This window comes from Streptomyces actuosus (genome assembly GCF_016921115.1).
Lineage (GTDB): Bacteria > Actinomycetota > Actinomycetes > Streptomycetales > Streptomycetaceae > Streptomyces > Streptomyces actuosus_A.
In genome coordinates this window covers 171,039-186,317 of record NZ_JAFFZS010000007.1, presented here as the reverse complement: position 1 = coordinate 186,317, position 15,279 = coordinate 171,039, and the positions used below count along the sequence as shown (strand labels likewise).

The following is a 15,279-nucleotide window of genomic DNA, read 5'->3' as shown; positions in this document are numbered from 1 at the left end:
CATCACCGCCCACCGCCCGACGTCCCGGCCCTCCCACCGGCGGGACGCCCCGACCACGCCCGTCGCGGCACGGCCCCCCCAAAGGCGGGCGTCCGTCCGTGATGCCCCGCCGGGCGTCCGGCCCGCCCGGGCGCGCCCGCCGGCGACGCGACCGGGGCGCGGCGGCCGGCCGCCACCGGCGCAGGCCACCGGGCGGAGGCTCGTCCCGCTCGGTCCGGGCTCCCCTCGGCCGCTGTTCCGGGGGCCGGTACAGTGGCCGCGTCGTCATCACACCTGTACAGGGGAAAGCCGGTGCAATTCCGGCGCTGACCCGCAACCGTGAGCCGCGTCGCCGTGGCGAGCCGGATCTCCCTGTGCGTGCGTGACCGGCTCACGTGCGCGGCAGCCCGCCGCCGCACGGCACCGTCGAGGTCTGCGGAGCAGAGCCGCCCGGGTCGTCCGTCCCGTGCTGCCCTCCTCTGCGTCAACAGGGAGAGGCAGCCGCCGATCATGAACATACGCCGCAGTGCCGCGGCCCTGGCCGGTATCGCCGTTCTCGGTGCCGCCGCCGCGCCCGCCGTCGCCGCGTCCCCGTCGCCGTCGCCTTCCGCGGCACTGCCCTCAGGGCTGTACGGCAGCACCGACCCGACCTACGACGGCGTGTGGCGCCAGTCGCTGGCTCTCCTCGCGCAGCACACCGTGGGAGTGCAGCCCGCCGACAAGGCCGTGGACTGGCTGACCGGTCAGCAGTGCGCCGACGGTGCGTTCGCCGCCTTCCGCCCCGACCCCGCCGCGGCCTGTGACGCCGAGCTGATGGTCGACACCAACAGCACGGCCGCCGCCGTCCAGGCCCTCGCCGCGATCGGCGGCCACGACGCGCAGACCGGGAAGGCGGTCGCCTGGCTGAAGTCCGTACAGAACAAGGACGGCGGCTGGGGCTACACCCCCGGCGGCGCCAGCGACGCCAACTCCACCTCCGTCGTCGTCGGCGCGCTCGCCGCGGCCGGCCAGAAGCCCGCCGGCACCCTGAAGGACGGCAAGTCGCCCTACGACGCGCTGGTGAAGCTGGCCCTGCCGTGCTCCGACGGCGGCGCCTTCGCCTACCAGCCCGACAAGGACGGCAAGCTCGCCGCCAACGCCGACGCGACCGCCGCGGCGGTCCTCGGCATCCTGGGCAAGGGGCTGGTGGCCGAGGCCGGGCAGGCCGCGACCCCGACCTGCTCCGCCTCCGGCGACCTCACCCCGGTGCAGGCCGCCGCCAACGGCGCCGCCTACCTCGCGCACGCCGTGCAGAAGGACGGTCACCTCACCTCGGCCCTCCCCGGCGCCGACGACCAGCCCGACTACGGCAACACCGCCGACGCGGTGGTCGCCCTCGCCGCGCAGGGCGGCGCCGCGCAGGCCCGACAGCCGCTCCAGTGGCTGGAGAAGAACGCCGCGTCCTGGGCCGAGCAGAGCGGCCCGGCCGCCTACGCCCAGCTGATCCTCGCCGCCCACGCCACCGGCACCGACCCGCGCGCCTTCGGCGGCCGGGACCTGGTGAGCGCCCTCAACGCGACGGGCCCGGCCCCGAAGGCGGCCGAGGCCGCCGGCGACACCAAGAACGCCACGGACGCGAAGGACACCAAGGACGCCGACGACAGCGGCTCCCCCTTCGGCGTCTGGTGGTTCGTCGGCGTCTGCCTGGTCGCCGGCATCGGCATCGGCTTCCTGCTGAGCGGACGCGCCAAGAGGCGGCAGCAGTGATCCGGCGCGCCGCCGCGCTCGTGGTGACCGCGCTCCTGCTGCTGGGAAGCGCGGCGCAGGCGCAGGCCGCCGGCTACCGCTACTGGTCGTTCTGGGAGCGGGACGGCGGCCGGTGGACGTACGCCACGCAGGGTCCGTCCACCGCACGCCCCGCCGACGGCGCCGTCCAGGGCTTCCGCTTCGCCGTCAGCGAGGACTCCTCCGACGCCGCGCAGCCCGGCGGCACGGCGGACTTCGCCGCCATCTGCGCGGCGACCCCGGCCCGGGAGGGCGCCAAGCGGGTCGCGCTCGTCCTCGACTTCGGCACGGCGGCCGACGCGCCGTCCGGGGAGACCCCGCCCGCCGCGCGCACGGCCTGCGCCCGCATCGCGCCCGACGCCACGACCGCCGAGGCGCTGGCCGCCGTCGCGGGGCCGCTGCGCTACGACAGCAACGCCCTGCTGTGTGCCATCTCCGGATATCCGCGGCGCGGCTGCGGGGAACAGGTCTCGGGCGGCGGCACGGCCGCCTCGAAGAGCCCGGGGGCGGCCGAGGGCACGGCACAGGCCGGCGAGGACTCCTCGGACGGGGGCCCGTCACTGGGGCTGGTCGCCGGCGGGGCGGTCGTCGTCGTGCTCGCGGGCGCGGCGGTGTGGCAGGCGCAGCGGCGCCGGAATGCGTGACGCCGGGGTGCACCCGGGCGCCTGGTGGTTGTGGGCGCTCGGGCTCGGTACGGCCGCGACGCGGACGACCAACCCCCTGCTGCTCGGCCTCCTCCTCGCGGTCTCGGCGTACGTCGTGACGACCTGCCGGCCCGACGCCCCGTGGTCGCGCTCCTACTCCGCCTTCCTGAAGCTGGCCCTCGCCGTCCTCGTCGTCCGGCTGGTGTTCGCCGTGGTCCTCGGCTCGCCCGTGCCGGGCGCACACGTGATCGCCACGCTTCCCGAAGTGCCGCTGCCGCACTGGGCGCAGGGCATCCGGCTGGGCGGCCGGGTGACCGCCGAAGGCCTTCTCTTCGCGTTCTACGACGGTCTGAAACTCGCCGCGCTGCTGGTGTGCGTGGGTGCCGCGAACGCCCTCGCGAGCCCGACCCGGCTGCTGAAGTCGCTGCCCGGTGCCCTGTACGAGATGGGCGTGGCGGTCGTCGTCGCCCTCACCTTCGCCCCGAACCTCGTCGCCGACGTGCAGCGGCTGCGCGCCGCGCGCCGGCTGCGGGGCCGCCCGGACCGGGGGGTGCGGGGGCTGCTGCAGGTCGGGCTGCCGGTTCTGGAGGGCGCGCTGGAGCGTTCCGTCGCGCTGGCGGCGGCGATGGACGCGCGCGGGTACGGCCGTACCGCGGACGTGCCCGCCGGGATCCGCCGCACGACGGCCGCGCTCACCCTCGGCGGGCTGCTCGGCGTGTGCGCGGGCACGTACGGCCTGCTCACCGCGGAGGGCGAGGTGTACGGCCTGCCGGTGCTGCTGGCCGGGCTCGCCGCCGCACTGACGGGCCTGTGGCTCGGCGGGCGGCGGACCCCGCGCACCCGCTACCGCCCGGACCGCTGGAACGGGCGCGCCTGCCTGGTCGCCGCCTCGGGTGCCGGCGTCGCAGCGCTGCTGACCCTCGCCGCGTCCGCCGATCCGGCGGCCCTGCATCCCGGCGTGGTGCCGCTCACCGCGCCGGTCCTTCCCCTGTGGCCCGCGGCGGCGGTCCTCGTCGGGCTGCTGCCCGCTTTCGTCGCACCCCGCGAGCCGGACGCCCCCGAGGAGCCGTCGTGATCCGTTTCGAGAAGGTGTCGGTCACGTACGAAGGTGCCGCCGGGCCCGCCGTGCGCGGTGTGGACCTGGAAATCCCGGAGGGCGAACTCGTGCTGCTCGTCGGCCCGTCCGGCGTCGGCAAGTCGACGGTGCTCGGCGCGGTCGGCGGCCTGGTCCCGCACTTCACGGGCGGCACCCTGTCCGGCCGGGTCACGGTCGCCGGGCGCGACACCCGCACCCACAAACCGCGTGAACTCGCCGACGTCGTGGGCACGGTGGGCCAGGACCCGCTGTCCCACTTCGTCACCGACACCGTCGAGGACGAACTCGCCTACGGCATGGAGTCGCTGGGCCTGCCGCCGGAGGTGATGCGGCGCCGGGTGGAGGAGACGCTGGACCTGCTGGGTCTGGCCGGTCTGCGCGGACGGCCGCTGGCCGGCCTCTCCGGCGGGCAGCAGCAGCGGGTCGCCATCGGCTCCGTGCTCACCCCGCACCCGCGGGTGCTCGTCCTCGACGAGCCGACGTCCGCGCTCGACCCGGCGGCGGCGGAGGAGGTCCTCGCCGTGATCCAGCGGCTCGTCCACGACCTGGGCACGACGGTGCTGATGGCGGAGCACCGGCTGGAGCGGGTGGTGCAGTACGCCGACCGGGTCGCCCTGCTGCCCGGTCCGGGCGCGGCTGTGGTGGTCGGCACCCCGGCCGAGGTGATGGCCGTGTCGCCGGTGTACCCGCCGGTCGTCGGCCTCGGACGGCTGGCCGGCTGGTCCCCGCTGCCGCTGACGGTGCGCGACGCCCGGCGCCGGGCGGGCCGTCTGCGCGAGTGCCTGGACGGCCGGGACGGCAACCGTTCCGGGCGGGGCACCCCGGCAGCGGCGCCGTCCTCCGCCTCGTTGCCGACGGCCCTCTCCTCCCCCTCCCCGCCGCTGCCCGCGTCCGCCGCCCCGCGGCGGGCGGGGCGCCGGCCGCTGTTCCGGCGCGGCAGCGGACCCGCCGCCCCGCCGCTGCCGGCCGCGGCGGCGCAGGTGGCCGAGGTGCGGGGGCTCGCCGTACGCCGCGGCCGGGTGCAGGCACTGCGCCGGGTCGACCTGACGGTCGGGCCCGGTGAGACCGTCGCCCTGATGGGCCGCAACGGCGCGGGCAAGTCCACGCTGCTCGGCTCGCTGGTGGGCCTGGTGCAGCCGTCGTCCGGATCGGTGCGGATCGGCGGCGCGGTGCCGCACCGCACGCCGCCGCGGGAGCTGGTGCGCCGGGTGGGCCTGGTGCCGCAGGAGCCGCGCGACCTGCTCTACGCCGACACGGTGGCGGCCGAGTGCGCGGCCGCCGACCGGGACGCCGAGGCGGCGCGCGGCACGTGCCGGGCCCTGGTGGGCGAGCTGCTGCCGGGCGTGGTGGACGGCACCCACCCCCGTGATCTGTCGGAGGGCCAGCGTCTGGCCCTGGCCCTGGCGGTGGTACTCACCGCCCGGCCGCCCCTGATCCTGCTGGACGAGCCGACCCGTGGTCTGGACTACGCGGCGAAGTCCCGCCTGATCGCCCACCTGCGCGCGCTCGCCGCGGACGGCCACGCGATCGTGCTCGCCACCCACGATGTGGAGCTGGCGGCCGAGCTGGCCCACCGGGTCGTCCTGCTCGCCGAGGGCGAGGTGATCGCGGACGGCCCGACGGCCGAGGTGGTGGTGTCGTCCCCGTCCTTCGCCCCTCAGGTGACGAAGGTCCTGGCACCGCAGCGGTGGCTCACGGTGGCGCAGGTGAAGGAGGCACTGAGGTGACCGCAGGGACCCCGAAGCCCCCGGCTCACCCGGCCCGCCGTGCTCGGGCGATCCGGCTGGGCCCGCGTTCCGTGGCGGCGCTCGCCCTGGTGAGCGCGGTGGGGGTGGCGGGCTTCGGCTGGCCGTTCCTCGCCCCGCCCGCCTCGCAGGTGAACGCGCACGCGCAGGACGCGCCGTGGCTCTTCGCGGGGCTGCTGGTGCTGCTGGTCGCCGTCGTCGCGGCGACGATCTCGGAGTCGGGGCTGGGCCCGAAGGCGGTGGCGATGGTGGGCGTGCTGGCCGCGTCGGGCGCGGCGCTGCGCCCGATCGGCGCGGGTACGGCGGGCCTGGAGCCGATGTTCTTCCTGATGGTGCTCAGCGGGCGGGTTCTCGGGCCGGGCTTCGGGTTCGTGCTGGGCTCGGTGACGATGTTCGCGTCCGCCCTGCTCACCGGCGGGGTGGGGCCCTGGATGCCGTTCCAGATGCTGGCGATGGGCTGGTTCACCCTGGGAGCGGGCCTGCTGCCGGGCCCGGATCGGCTGCGCGGCCGCGGTGAGGTGGCGATGCTGGCGTGCTACGGCTTCCTGGCCGCCTTCGCCTACGGCACGGTGATGAACATGGCGGGCTGGCCCTTCATGGACAGCCTGGCGTCGGGGATCGCCTTCGACGCCCACGCGGCGGTGCCGCAGAACCTCGCCCGGTTCGTCGCCTACTGCCTGGCCACGTCCATGGGATGGGACCTGGGGCGGGCGGTCGTCACGGTCGTGCTCACCGTCGCTCTGGGCCCCGCGGTGCTGCGGGCGCTGCGCCGGGCGACGCGGCGGGCGGCTTTCGAGACGCCGGTCACGTTCGAGGGGCCCGGGACGGGGACCGCTGGGTGAGGCGCCGTGCGCCGACCGTGACTCGGGGCGGTTCCCGCGGTGAACCACCCCACATGACCCAGGTCACGTACGAGGCGGCCTCGTAGCCGAACATCGATGTCATGCCCCCGCCATCATGGCCTCTGACCTGCACGATGAGAGCCGGCTCACACGGCCGCCGTTCCACCCGGATGCGACCACAACTAGTAAGAGCGGTCATTGCGGACGTGCTTCGGGGCTGTTTCTCTGGATGACGTCGCACGGCGCCGCCGAGCCCCCCGGGGCCTCGGCGCCGAGGCATGTCGGACCCGCGCCCCACGGTGCCCCACGACCCGTACGCGACACCACCGCCCCCGACCAAAAGGTTCTTCGTGTCCGTCTCCCGCATCCTTCGCAACATCGCCGCCCCGAAGAAGGCCCTCACCACCGCCGCCGTGGCCGCCGCCACCGCCGGCCTGGCCCTGACCGCGGCCCCCGCCCACGCCGCGACGGCCTCCGCGGACTCGGCCTCCCAGGCCAAGGCGATCGCGCGCAAGATGATCCCGGACGCCGCGCAGTACAACGCCTTCTCCGAGATCGTCCAGCACGAGAGCGGCTGGAACGTCCACGCCACCAACTCCTCGTCCGGCGCCTACGGCCTGGTCCAGGCCCTGCCCGGCTCCAAGATGGCCTCCGCCGGCTCCGACTGGAAGACCAACCCCGCCACCCAGATCAAGTGGGGCCTGAACTACATGGACGCCCGCTACGGCAGCCCGGTCGGCGCCTGGAACTTCTGGCAGGCGAACGGCTGGTACTGAGCCGCACCCCGCGCCACCTGAAAGGCGGCGGCCCCGCGCAGCCAGGGCCGCCGCCTTCGGCGTTTCCCGGCCCGGGCATGGTCCACTGGGTCGGTGATCACCCAGTCCGGCACCCGCGGCCCCGGCGCAAGGGGCGTCCCCCTGGTCGCCGTCCTGATCGTGCTGGCACTGGTCAGCGGGATGATCGACGCGGTCAGCTTCCTGGAACTCCACCACGTCTTCACCGCCAACATGACCGGCAACGTGATCGTCCTGGGCTTCGCCGCCGCCGGAGCGCAGGAGTTCTCCGTGCCGCACACCACGACCTCGCTCGCCTGCTTCCTGGTGGGCGCGGTGTCCGGCGGCCGAATGCTGAAGCGAATGGGCGGCCGGCCGCGCCGGACCCGGGCCCGGGCCGCCCTGGCCGCCGAGGCGGCACCGGTCGGGACGGCGGCGGTCGTGGCCCTGGCCGTCCCCGCCACCGGCGGGGTCACGTACGCGCTGATCGGCCTGACCGCCTTCGCGATGGGCCTGCGCAACGCGACCGTGCGCAAGCTGGCGGTACCGGGCCTGGCGACCACGACCGTGGTGACCATGACCCTGACCGGGCTGGCGGCCGAGTCCCCGCTGGGCAGCGGGTCGGGCGGGAGGATCCGGCGCCGGGCCGCCCTGGTGGTCGCCCTGTTCACGGGCGCCTCCGCCGGCGCCTGGCTCGCCCTCCATCGGGGGCCGGGGCTCCCGCTCCTGGTCGCCGCGCTCCTCGTGGCGGCACTTGCGGTGACGGTGTCGGGGCAGGAGGACTAGCTCGTACCGCACCAGGCGACGTTCGCCCCGTCGCGATGCCCGGCACGCACTCTCGCTGCACCGGAGGAGAAGCCCGGGTACATCCCGTACGAGGGCTTTTGGCCGGCGCACCGAGAGCAGCACGCACGGACGCCGCACCTCGACGGGCGAACGTCACCTGCCGCGGCACCGGCGCACCGCGGGGTGCGAGGAGCGGGCCGTACACACCCGGGGGCTTCCGGGCTCCGCCGCAGGGTCCCCGCCCCGCCGGCCGCCGTTCGACTGCGGACGGGGGCCGCCCGCAAGGGCCGGAGCACGCCCGCACGGCCGGTCGTGGACGCGCGGGAGACGTCCCGGGATCAGCCCGGAGCTCCGTCGCGGACCAGCTCGCGGCGCGCGGGCCCGACGGCCGCGGCCACCGGCCCGGCCGCCCTCGCCCGCGGCCCCTGGAGCAGGTACGTCAGCCCGAATCCGGCGCCGACCACGACGGCACCGCCCACCGCGTCGAGCACCCAGTGGTTGCCGGTGCCGATGATCGCGGACACGGTGAAGAAGGGGTGCAGCAGGCCGAGCGCCTTCATCCACCACCTCGGGGCGAGGATCACGATCACCAGCCCGCACCACAGGGACCAGCCGAAGTGCAGCGACGGCATCGCCGCGTACTGGTTGGTCAGCTCGGTGAGGGTGCCGTAGTCGGGCTTGGAGAAGTCCTGCGGGCCGTTGACCGTGTCGACGATGCCGAGGCCGGGCATCAGGCGGGGCGGGGCGAGCGGGAAGAGCCAGAACCCGACGAGGGCGAGCACGGTGGCGAAGCCGATCGCCGAGCGGGCCCAGCGGTAGTCGACGGGGCGCCGCCAGTACAGCACCGCGAGGATGGTCAGCGGCACCCCGAAGTGGAAGGACTCGTAGTAGAAGCTGAGGAAGTCCTCCAGCCAGCCCGTTCCGGCGACGAAGCGGTTGGCGCCGCGTTCGACGTCCAGGTGCAGGAAGCGTTCGAGGCCGAGGATCAGGTGGCCGTGGTCCTCGGCGCGGGCCCGGCCGCCGCTGCCCGAGTCCCCGGCCGCGGCGAGGCGGATCTTGGCGTACACGGAGTACGTGATGCGGATCAGCAGCAGCTCGAACAGCAGGTTCGGTCGGGTGAGCACACGGCGCAGGACCGGCACCGCGGACCGGCGCGGCCGACGGGCGGACACGGGTGCGGCGTACTCGGTGGGTACCGGGTTCAGGAAGAAGGGGGAGCTGCGCAGCAGGAAGGGGACGGCGGTGGCCGCGGCGAGAGCGGTCAGCAGCACCAGGTTGTCGATGAGCGGCTCGAACAGCGGCTTGTTCGGCAGCAGCATCCTCGCCGGAAGCGTCATCACCAGCAGCACGGCGACCGGCCAGACGTACCGGTCGGAGGCCCGTCTGCCGACCCGGCCGACGACCGCGAGCAGCACCCACAGCAGTTGGTGCTGCCAGGCCGTCGGAGAGATCGCGACGACCGCGCAGCCGGTGACCGCGACCGCGAGGAGCAGCTGGCCGTCACGCGCGTACCGCACACCGCGGCGCACACCGAGGACGGCGACGACCGCGCCCGTGAGCAGGAAGAGGGCGATCTCCGCGGGGCCGTTGAGGCCGGCGCGGAGCAGGGCGCCGTGCAGGGACTGGTTGGCGAGGGCGTCCGCCTCGCCGCCGAGGCCGACGCCGGCCATGTGGTGGACCCAGTAGGTGTGGGAGTCGTCCGGCATGGCGACCCACGCCAGCAGGGTGCAGGTGGCGAAGGCGGCGCCGGCCGACCGGGCCGCGGTGCGGCGGCCGGTGAGCCACAGCAGCGGCGCGAACAGCAGCACCGTCGGCTGGAGCGCGGCGGCGAGGCCCACGCACAGCCCGCCGGCCCGCTCCCCGCGGACGACGAAGCAGCCGGCCAGGACGAGCAGCACCGGGATGATGCTGGTCTGGCCGAGCCACAGGGCGTTGCGCACCGGCAGCGACAGCACCAGCAGACTGACCGCGACGGGGGCGGCGAGCTGCGAGGTGCGTCTGCCGACCGGCTGGGGCAGGGCCCGGGCGGCGACCAGGCCGAGGGCGACGACCAGGAGCAGGGTGCCGAAGGTCCAGCCCCAGCCGAGCGCCTGTTCGGCCGCCCGGGTGAGGGGCTTGAGGACGAGCCCGCCGAAGGGGGTGCCGGTGAACCGGGTGGAGTCGTAGAGCGAGCCGCTGACGTGCAGGACGCCCGCCGGGCCGACCCAGGTCTCCAGGTCGATCAGGCGTTCACCGCGCGGGCTGTTGAGGACGACGGCCACCTGACGGGCGGCGAGCACGGCCGCGACCAGCCACAGGGTCAGCCGCAGTGCGTGCAGCCGCGCCCCGGCCGCGTTCACGGCCGTCGCTCCGAACGCCTTTGCCGGTCGCCCGCTCCGCTCCGCTCGCGCCAAGCTCGTCGTCCTCCCGCCCCATCCGTCCCCCGCGTCCGGCACGAGGGATCGCCTTCGCGCACCTTACGAGGCGCGCACCGCCCACGGACAGAGACGCACGCAACCGCCGCTTCACCTGGCGGCCGCGTTCCTTTCGCCCGCACGACGATAGTCCGACGGCGGCCCGGTCGCCTCCGCGCGGGACCGGGACGGCGCGGAGGCGGAACCGGGACGGTGGCGGGCGACGACGCCCGCCCGTGCCGGAACGGGCCCGCACCTCCCGGCATGCGTGCACTGTGCAGCGAGCAGCATACCGTCCGTGACGGTCGGGAGGGCCCGATGCGGCGCGGGGAGTGCACGGGGCGGCGGGTCGGCGGATTCGGTGGCGAGCGGCCGGGGGCGCGTGTGACGCCACACAGGCCCCGCACGCCTCGCCCGCCCCGCCCTCCCCCAGCCGCCCCCGGTTCTCTGAAATCCTGGGGCGGGCATCGGTCGAGGACGAAGGGCGGGCAGTGCGCATGAGCGGTTCACAGCTGTGGGACGACGTCGACTTCTACTTCTCCAGCCACCTCGCGCCGGACGACGAGGTGCTGCAGGCGGCCCTGCGGGACAGCGAGGCCGCCGAACTGCCGCACGTCAACGTCACCGCGCCGCAGGGCAAGCTGCTGCAGCTCCTCGCCCAGATCCAGGGCGCGCACGCCATCCTGGAGATCGGCACGCTCGGCGGCTACAGCACCATCTGGCTGGGCCGCGCCCTGCCCGCCGACGGGCGCCTGGTCTCCCTGGAGTACAGCGCCAGGCACGCCGAGATCGCCACCCGCAACATCGCCCGTGCGGGTCTCGACGGAATCGTCGAGGTGCGGATCGGCCCGGCCCTGGAGTCGCTGCCCAAACTCGCCGACGAGAACCCGCCCCCCTTCGACCTGGTCTTCATCGACGCGGACAAGGCGAACAACGCCCACTACCTGGAGTGGGCGCTGCGCCTCACGCGGGCCGGCAGTGTCATCGTCGTCGACAACGTGGTCCGCGAAGGCCGGGTCGCCGACAGCGGCAGCACCGCGCCCGACGTGCAGGGAACCCGCGCGGCCATCGAGCTGATCGCCGCCCACCCGAGGCTGTCGGGGACGGCGATCCAGACGGTCGGCAGCAAGGGGTACGACGGTTTCGCGCTGGCCCGGGTCCTGGCCTGAGGCCGGGCACCACCCGCGCCCGAACGGGGCCGGGGCGCCACCGTGCCGGGCGCGGGGCGGAGCGTGCGGGGTGCCCTCGTCCGGGCCGCGAGCCGTCCGTCAGGCCTCGTGGTAGAAACCCACGTTGACGCTGCGCGGGCCGGTGCGGTCCACGACGACGACCTCGCCCGCGGCGCCGCGCGGCAGGCCCACGCTGCCGCCGTAGGTGAGGGGCTGGGCGTACTCGCCGACCACCAGCCGGACTTCGGAGGACGGGTCGGACTGGGACCCGCGCAGCCACGTCAGCCGCCAGCCCCCGTCGGGCCCGCACACGAACTCCAGGTGGACGCGCGAGACGAACAGCCAGTCCTCCGGCGTCACGAGGCGGCACGCGGACGCGTCCCGGCCCACACGCAGCACGGCGCCGGGTTCGCTCGGCGCGTCGGCCATGAGCATGCCGGCCGTGGCACCCGCGTCCGCCCCGGAGACAGTGGCCATGGTGAGTTCGAGCACGTGCGCTCCTTCGTGAGGTGACCTGGCGCGACGTCGTCCGACGCCCTTCGCCCGGTGGCCGGATCGGCTCCCGGCGGCATGATAGGACGCCAGGTCGGGCCGCGTCCGGCACAATGGCCCCATGAGCGAGCGAAAGCCACCGGGGGTGAGCTTCGACTCCTGGACGGACAAGCAGATCCGCGACGCCGAGGCACGCGGCGAGTTCGAGAACCTGCCGGGCGCCGGCAAACCGCTTCCGCGCGATGTCGAGGCGGCCTACGACGAGCAGTGGTGGATCAAGCGGAAGCTGGCCCGTGAGGGCATCTCGGTCCTGCCACCGGCGCTGGCGCTGCGCAAGGAGGCCGAGGACGCGCTCGTCGCGGCGATCGCGGCGCCCTCCGAGCGGATCGCCCGGAAGATCGTCACGGACGTGAACGTGAAGATCCGCGACATGATGTACAAGCCGCCGCCCGGGCCCCCGCTCGGGATGAAGCCGTACGACGTCGAGGAGGTCGCGCGGCGGTGGCGGGAGCGCCGGGAGCGGTGAGGGCCGGCCGCGCTCACAGATGCAGCAGGCGTTGCGCCGGCTCGCGGTAGTCCCGCAGAGCGAGCCGGAGTTGCTCGGTGTCCGCGGGGGCGGCGGTGCCGGTGCCCGCGGCGGGCCCGCCGTCGCCGGCGTCCGCGGTCTGCCAGGACGTGCGCAGGGTGCGCCGCCGTCGGGTCAACGCCTCCGTGCAGCGGGCGGCGATGTCCTCCAGCACCTGGTCGGCGTCCGCCACGGCGTCGCGGGGGCCGTCGACGAACCGGGAGACCGCGTGGGCGAGCCGCTGCTCCAGCCGCTCGGAGTCCTCGTGGGGTTGCCCGCCGAACGCCGGGCGAACAGGCCCGGGGTGGGAGGCGCGGCGGGGCGGCCCGGAGGCCGCGGTCCCGGCCCCGCGGTGCGGACACATGCCGCCAAAGCGTTTGCGTCCCGGGCCGGGCTTCCCCCGACAATGGACCGTGCCCGCTTGGACCGTAGCTCCGGAAGCCCCCGACTCCCCCGCCGCAGCCGCGCTCTGGCGGGCGTACTACACGGAGGTCAGCGACCGCTGGTACCTGCTGCACGAGGGGCGCCGCACCGACCCCGCGGAGCTGGAACGCGAGATCGCCGCCGAGCGCGGCGCGGACCTCGCCGCGCCGCGCGGCCGGTTGCTGGTGGCGCGGTGCGACGGCGAGCCCGCCGGCACCGCGGGCGTACGGCTGCTGGACGCGGCGACGGCCGAGCTGAAGCGGGTGTTCCTGCTGCCGGCGATGCGCGGCAGGGGCGGCGCGGCGCTGCTGGTGGGCGCCGCCGAGCAGGCCGCACGGGAACTCGGCGCGAGGCGGATGGTCCTGGACACCCGCGGTGATCTGGTCGAGGCGCGGGCCCTGTACGCGCGCCTCGGCTACGCCGAGACCGAGCCGCACAACGACGACGTGTACGCCGAGCACTGGTACGGCAGGTCCCTCAGCCGAACGGCGTCGCCGGCCGCGGTTCCCCCGGCCGTTCCCGCTCCGAGCCGCACAGCTCCTCGTTGAGCTCCCGTACCAGCTGCGCCAGGTCGGTCGGCCGGTCCGGCCCCCACCAGTCGCCCAGCAGCTCGGCGAGGGAGGCCTCACGGGCCCGCGCCAGCCGTGCGGCCACCTCGCGGCCGGTGTCGGTGAGGACCAGCTCGACGCCGTACCGGCGGGCGAGCCGGCGCTCCTCCAGTTGGCGGGCGGCCTCCAGGACGATGTGCAGCGGCACGGGGCCGCGCTCGGCGAGCGGGGCGGGTTCGACTGCGCCGTACCTGTTGATCCGCAGCAGCAGCCAGCTCGCCCCGGGCAGCAGGTCGTAGCCGGCCCGCTCGGTGATGGTCCGGTAGATCTCACGGCGGCCCTCGCGGGTGCCGAGCACGGACAGCGCCCGGCACACCTCGTCGTACGAGGAGCGCTCGACCGGGTTGCTGGCGAGGGTCTCGGTGACGTCGGGGGCGGTGACCGAGGCGCGCAACCGGTCCTCCTTGAGGAACCAGGCGAGGACGAAGCCCGCGGCGGCGACCGGCGCGGCGTACAGGAAGACGTCGGTGATGGAGGTGGCGTAGGCGTGCAGGGCCGGCGGGCGCAGGTCGGGCGGCAGGGCGGCGATGCCGCGCGGGTCGGCCTCCAGCGCGTCCACCGAGGTGCCGGGCGGCAGGGTGACGCCGCGGAAGGCGTCGGTGAGCTGGTCGCCGAGACGGTTCGCGAAGATCGTGCCGAAGACGGCGACGCCGAAGGAGGCGCCGATGGAGCGGAAGAAGGTCGCTCCCGAGGTGGCGACGCCGAGGTCCTCGTAGGAGACGGCGTTCTGCACGATCAGGACGAGGACCTGCATCACCAGGCCGAGGCCGAGCCCGAAGACGAAGAAGTAGCCGCTCATCTCCGCGGTCGAACTGTTCTCGTCCAACTGGTGCAGCAGGAGCAGGCCCAGCGTGGTGACGGCCGTGCCGGTGACGGGGAACACCTTCCAGCGGCCGGTACGGCTGACGATCTGCCCGGACAGCGTCGACGACAGCAGCAGCCCGAACACCATCGGCAGCATGTGGACGCCGGACATGGTCGGCGACACGCCCTGCACGATCTGCAGGAAGGTGGGCAGGTAGGTCATCGCGCCGAACATGGCGAAGCCGATGATGAAGCTGATGGCCGCGGCGAGGGTGAAGGTGCGGATGCGGAACAGCGAGAGCGGCAGGACGGGTTCGGCGGCCCGCCGCTCCACGGCCGTGAGGGCGACGGCCAGCACGACGCCCAGGACGGCGAGTCCGACGATCTGCGGGGAGCCCCAGCTCCAGGTGGTGCCGCCGAGCGAGGCGACCAGCACCAGGCAGGTGGCGACCGAGGCGATGAGGAAGGTGCCGAGGTAGTCGATGACGTGCCGGCTGGCCTTGCGCGGGATGTGCAGGACGGCGGCGATGACGGCGAGGGCGACGACGCCGACGGGCAGGTTGACGTAGAAGACCCAGCGCCAGCTCAGGTGCTGGGTGAACAGCCCGCCGAGCAGCGGCCCGAGCACACTGGTCGCGCCGAACACGGCACCGAACAGGCCCTGGTACCGGCCGCGTTCGCGGGGTGGGACGAGGTCGCCGACGATCGCCATCGACAGCACCATCAACCCGCCCCCGCCCAGGCCCTGCACGGCGCGGAAGGCGATGAGCTGGGGCATGTTCTGCGCCATTCCGCACAGCGCGGAACCCGCCAGGAAGATGACGATGGCGATCTGGAACAGCCTCTTGCGGCCGTACTGGTCACCGAGCTTGCCCCACAGCGGCGTCGCCGCGGTCGAGGCGAGCATGTACGCGGTGACCACCCAGGAGAGATGGTCGAGGCCGCCGAGGTCGCTGACGATGGTCGGCAGCGCCGTCGACACGATGGTCTGGTCGAGAGCGGCCAGCAGCATGCCCAGGAGCAGGGCGCCGATGGAGACCAGCACGTTTCCGGTGACCTGCTCCCGCCGCCGGTCGGCCGTGTCGGCGTGACCCGCCACCGTCATGACGACCTCCCGGGGTCGGAAACCGTGTGTGAACCGTCCACTGCGACTTCCATCGTGAGGGGTGTGACCGTTTATGGCCTGTTGAGTCCTC

General features: G+C 74.8%; 14 protein-coding genes. 10 read left to right on the top strand and 4 right to left on the bottom strand.

Annotated elements, in window-relative coordinates:
• Window positions 1–489: 489 nt before the first annotated feature.
• The 7 genes from JS756_RS12090 to JS756_RS12060 all read left to right on the top strand — a co-directional run bounded on the left by JS756_RS12090 (window position 490) and on the right by JS756_RS12060 (window position 7,629).
• Window positions 490–1,725, top strand: coding sequence for an SCO2321 family membrane protein (locus JS756_RS12090; RefSeq protein WP_205383051.1), 1,236 nt, complete (start codon window positions 490–492; stop codon window positions 1,723–1,725).
• Window positions 1,722–2,387 (top strand): SCO2322 family protein, encoded by a 666-nt coding sequence (locus tag JS756_RS12085; RefSeq protein WP_205383050.1) that lies wholly within the window; start codon window positions 1,722–1,724, stop codon window positions 2,385–2,387. The genes JS756_RS12090 and JS756_RS12085 overlap by 4 nt, the downstream gene beginning before the upstream one ends.
• Window positions 2,380–3,462, top strand: a complete 1,083-nt coding sequence (locus JS756_RS12080) for an energy-coupling factor transporter transmembrane component T (RefSeq protein WP_205383049.1) — start codon at window positions 2,380–2,382, stop codon at window positions 3,460–3,462. The genes JS756_RS12085 and JS756_RS12080 overlap by 8 nt, the downstream gene beginning before the upstream one ends.
• The gene (locus JS756_RS12075; RefSeq protein WP_205383048.1) at window positions 3,459–5,210 is read left to right on the top strand and encodes an ABC transporter ATP-binding protein; all 1,752 of its coding nucleotides are present in this window, start codon (window positions 3,459–3,461) and stop codon (window positions 5,208–5,210) included. The genes JS756_RS12080 and JS756_RS12075 overlap by 4 nt, the downstream gene beginning before the upstream one ends.
• Window positions 5,207–6,070 carry an ECF transporter S component gene (locus tag JS756_RS12070; RefSeq protein WP_205383047.1) on the top strand — a complete coding sequence of 288 codons (864 nt, stop codon included), beginning with the start codon at window positions 5,207–5,209 and terminating at the stop codon, window positions 6,068–6,070. Before JS756_RS12075 ends, JS756_RS12070 begins: the two co-directional genes overlap by 4 nt.
• A gap of 350 nt (window positions 6,071–6,420) precedes the next feature.
• On the top strand, window positions 6,421–6,846 hold the full coding sequence (locus JS756_RS12065) for an aggregation-promoting factor C-terminal-like domain-containing protein (protein WP_205383046.1): 426 nt from the start codon (window positions 6,421–6,423) through the stop codon (window positions 6,844–6,846).
• Window positions 6,847–6,939: 93 nt separating this feature from the next.
• Window positions 6,940–7,629 (top strand): YoaK family protein, encoded by a 690-nt coding sequence (locus tag JS756_RS12060; RefSeq protein ID WP_307790527.1) that lies wholly within the window; start codon window positions 6,940–6,942, stop codon window positions 7,627–7,629.
• 338 nt (window positions 7,630–7,967) lie between these two features.
• On the opposite strand, the gene JS756_RS12055 is transcribed toward JS756_RS12060, so the two are convergent.
• Entirely contained in the window at window positions 7,968–10,022 is a 2,055-nt protein-coding gene (locus JS756_RS12055) for a bifunctional glycosyltransferase 87/phosphatase PAP2 family protein (protein ID WP_205383045.1), read from the bottom strand.
• Window positions 10,023–10,519: 497 nt separating this feature from the next.
• Between JS756_RS12055 and JS756_RS12050 the strand changes: the two genes are divergently transcribed.
• Entirely contained in the window at window positions 10,520–11,191 is a 672-nt protein-coding gene (locus JS756_RS12050) for an O-methyltransferase (protein ID WP_205383044.1), read from the top strand.
• Between the two features lie 99 nt (window positions 11,192–11,290).
• Here JS756_RS12050 and JS756_RS12045 read toward each other — a convergent pair whose 3' ends face one another.
• The gene (locus tag JS756_RS12045) at window positions 11,291–11,683 is read right to left on the bottom strand and encodes an FHA domain-containing protein (protein WP_205383043.1); all 393 of its coding nucleotides are present in this window, start codon (window positions 11,681–11,683) and stop codon (window positions 11,291–11,293) included.
• Window positions 11,684–11,804: 121 nt separating this feature from the next.
• Between JS756_RS12045 and JS756_RS12040 the strand changes: the two genes are divergently transcribed.
• Window positions 11,805–12,209, top strand: a complete 405-nt coding sequence (locus tag JS756_RS12040) for a DnaJ family domain-containing protein (RefSeq protein WP_205383042.1) — start codon at window positions 11,805–11,807, stop codon at window positions 12,207–12,209.
• 13 nt (window positions 12,210–12,222) lie between these two features.
• On the opposite strand, the gene JS756_RS12035 is transcribed toward JS756_RS12040, so the two are convergent.
• Window positions 12,223–12,612 (bottom strand): hypothetical protein, encoded by a 390-nt coding sequence (locus tag JS756_RS12035; RefSeq protein ID WP_205383041.1) that lies wholly within the window; start codon window positions 12,610–12,612, stop codon window positions 12,223–12,225.
• Here JS756_RS12035 and JS756_RS12030 point away from each other — a divergent pair.
• Window positions 12,611–13,219 (top strand): GNAT family N-acetyltransferase, encoded by a 609-nt coding sequence (locus JS756_RS12030; RefSeq protein WP_205383040.1) that lies wholly within the window; start codon window positions 12,611–12,613, stop codon window positions 13,217–13,219. The two genes, JS756_RS12035 and JS756_RS12030, sit on opposite strands and share 2 nt — an antisense overlap.
• Here JS756_RS12030 and JS756_RS12025 read toward each other — a convergent pair.
• Entirely contained in the window at window positions 13,149–15,188 is a 2,040-nt protein-coding gene (locus JS756_RS12025) for an MDR family MFS transporter (protein WP_205383039.1), read from the bottom strand. The genes JS756_RS12030 and JS756_RS12025 overlap by 71 nt on opposite strands.
• Window positions 15,189–15,279: the final 91 nt, after the last annotated feature.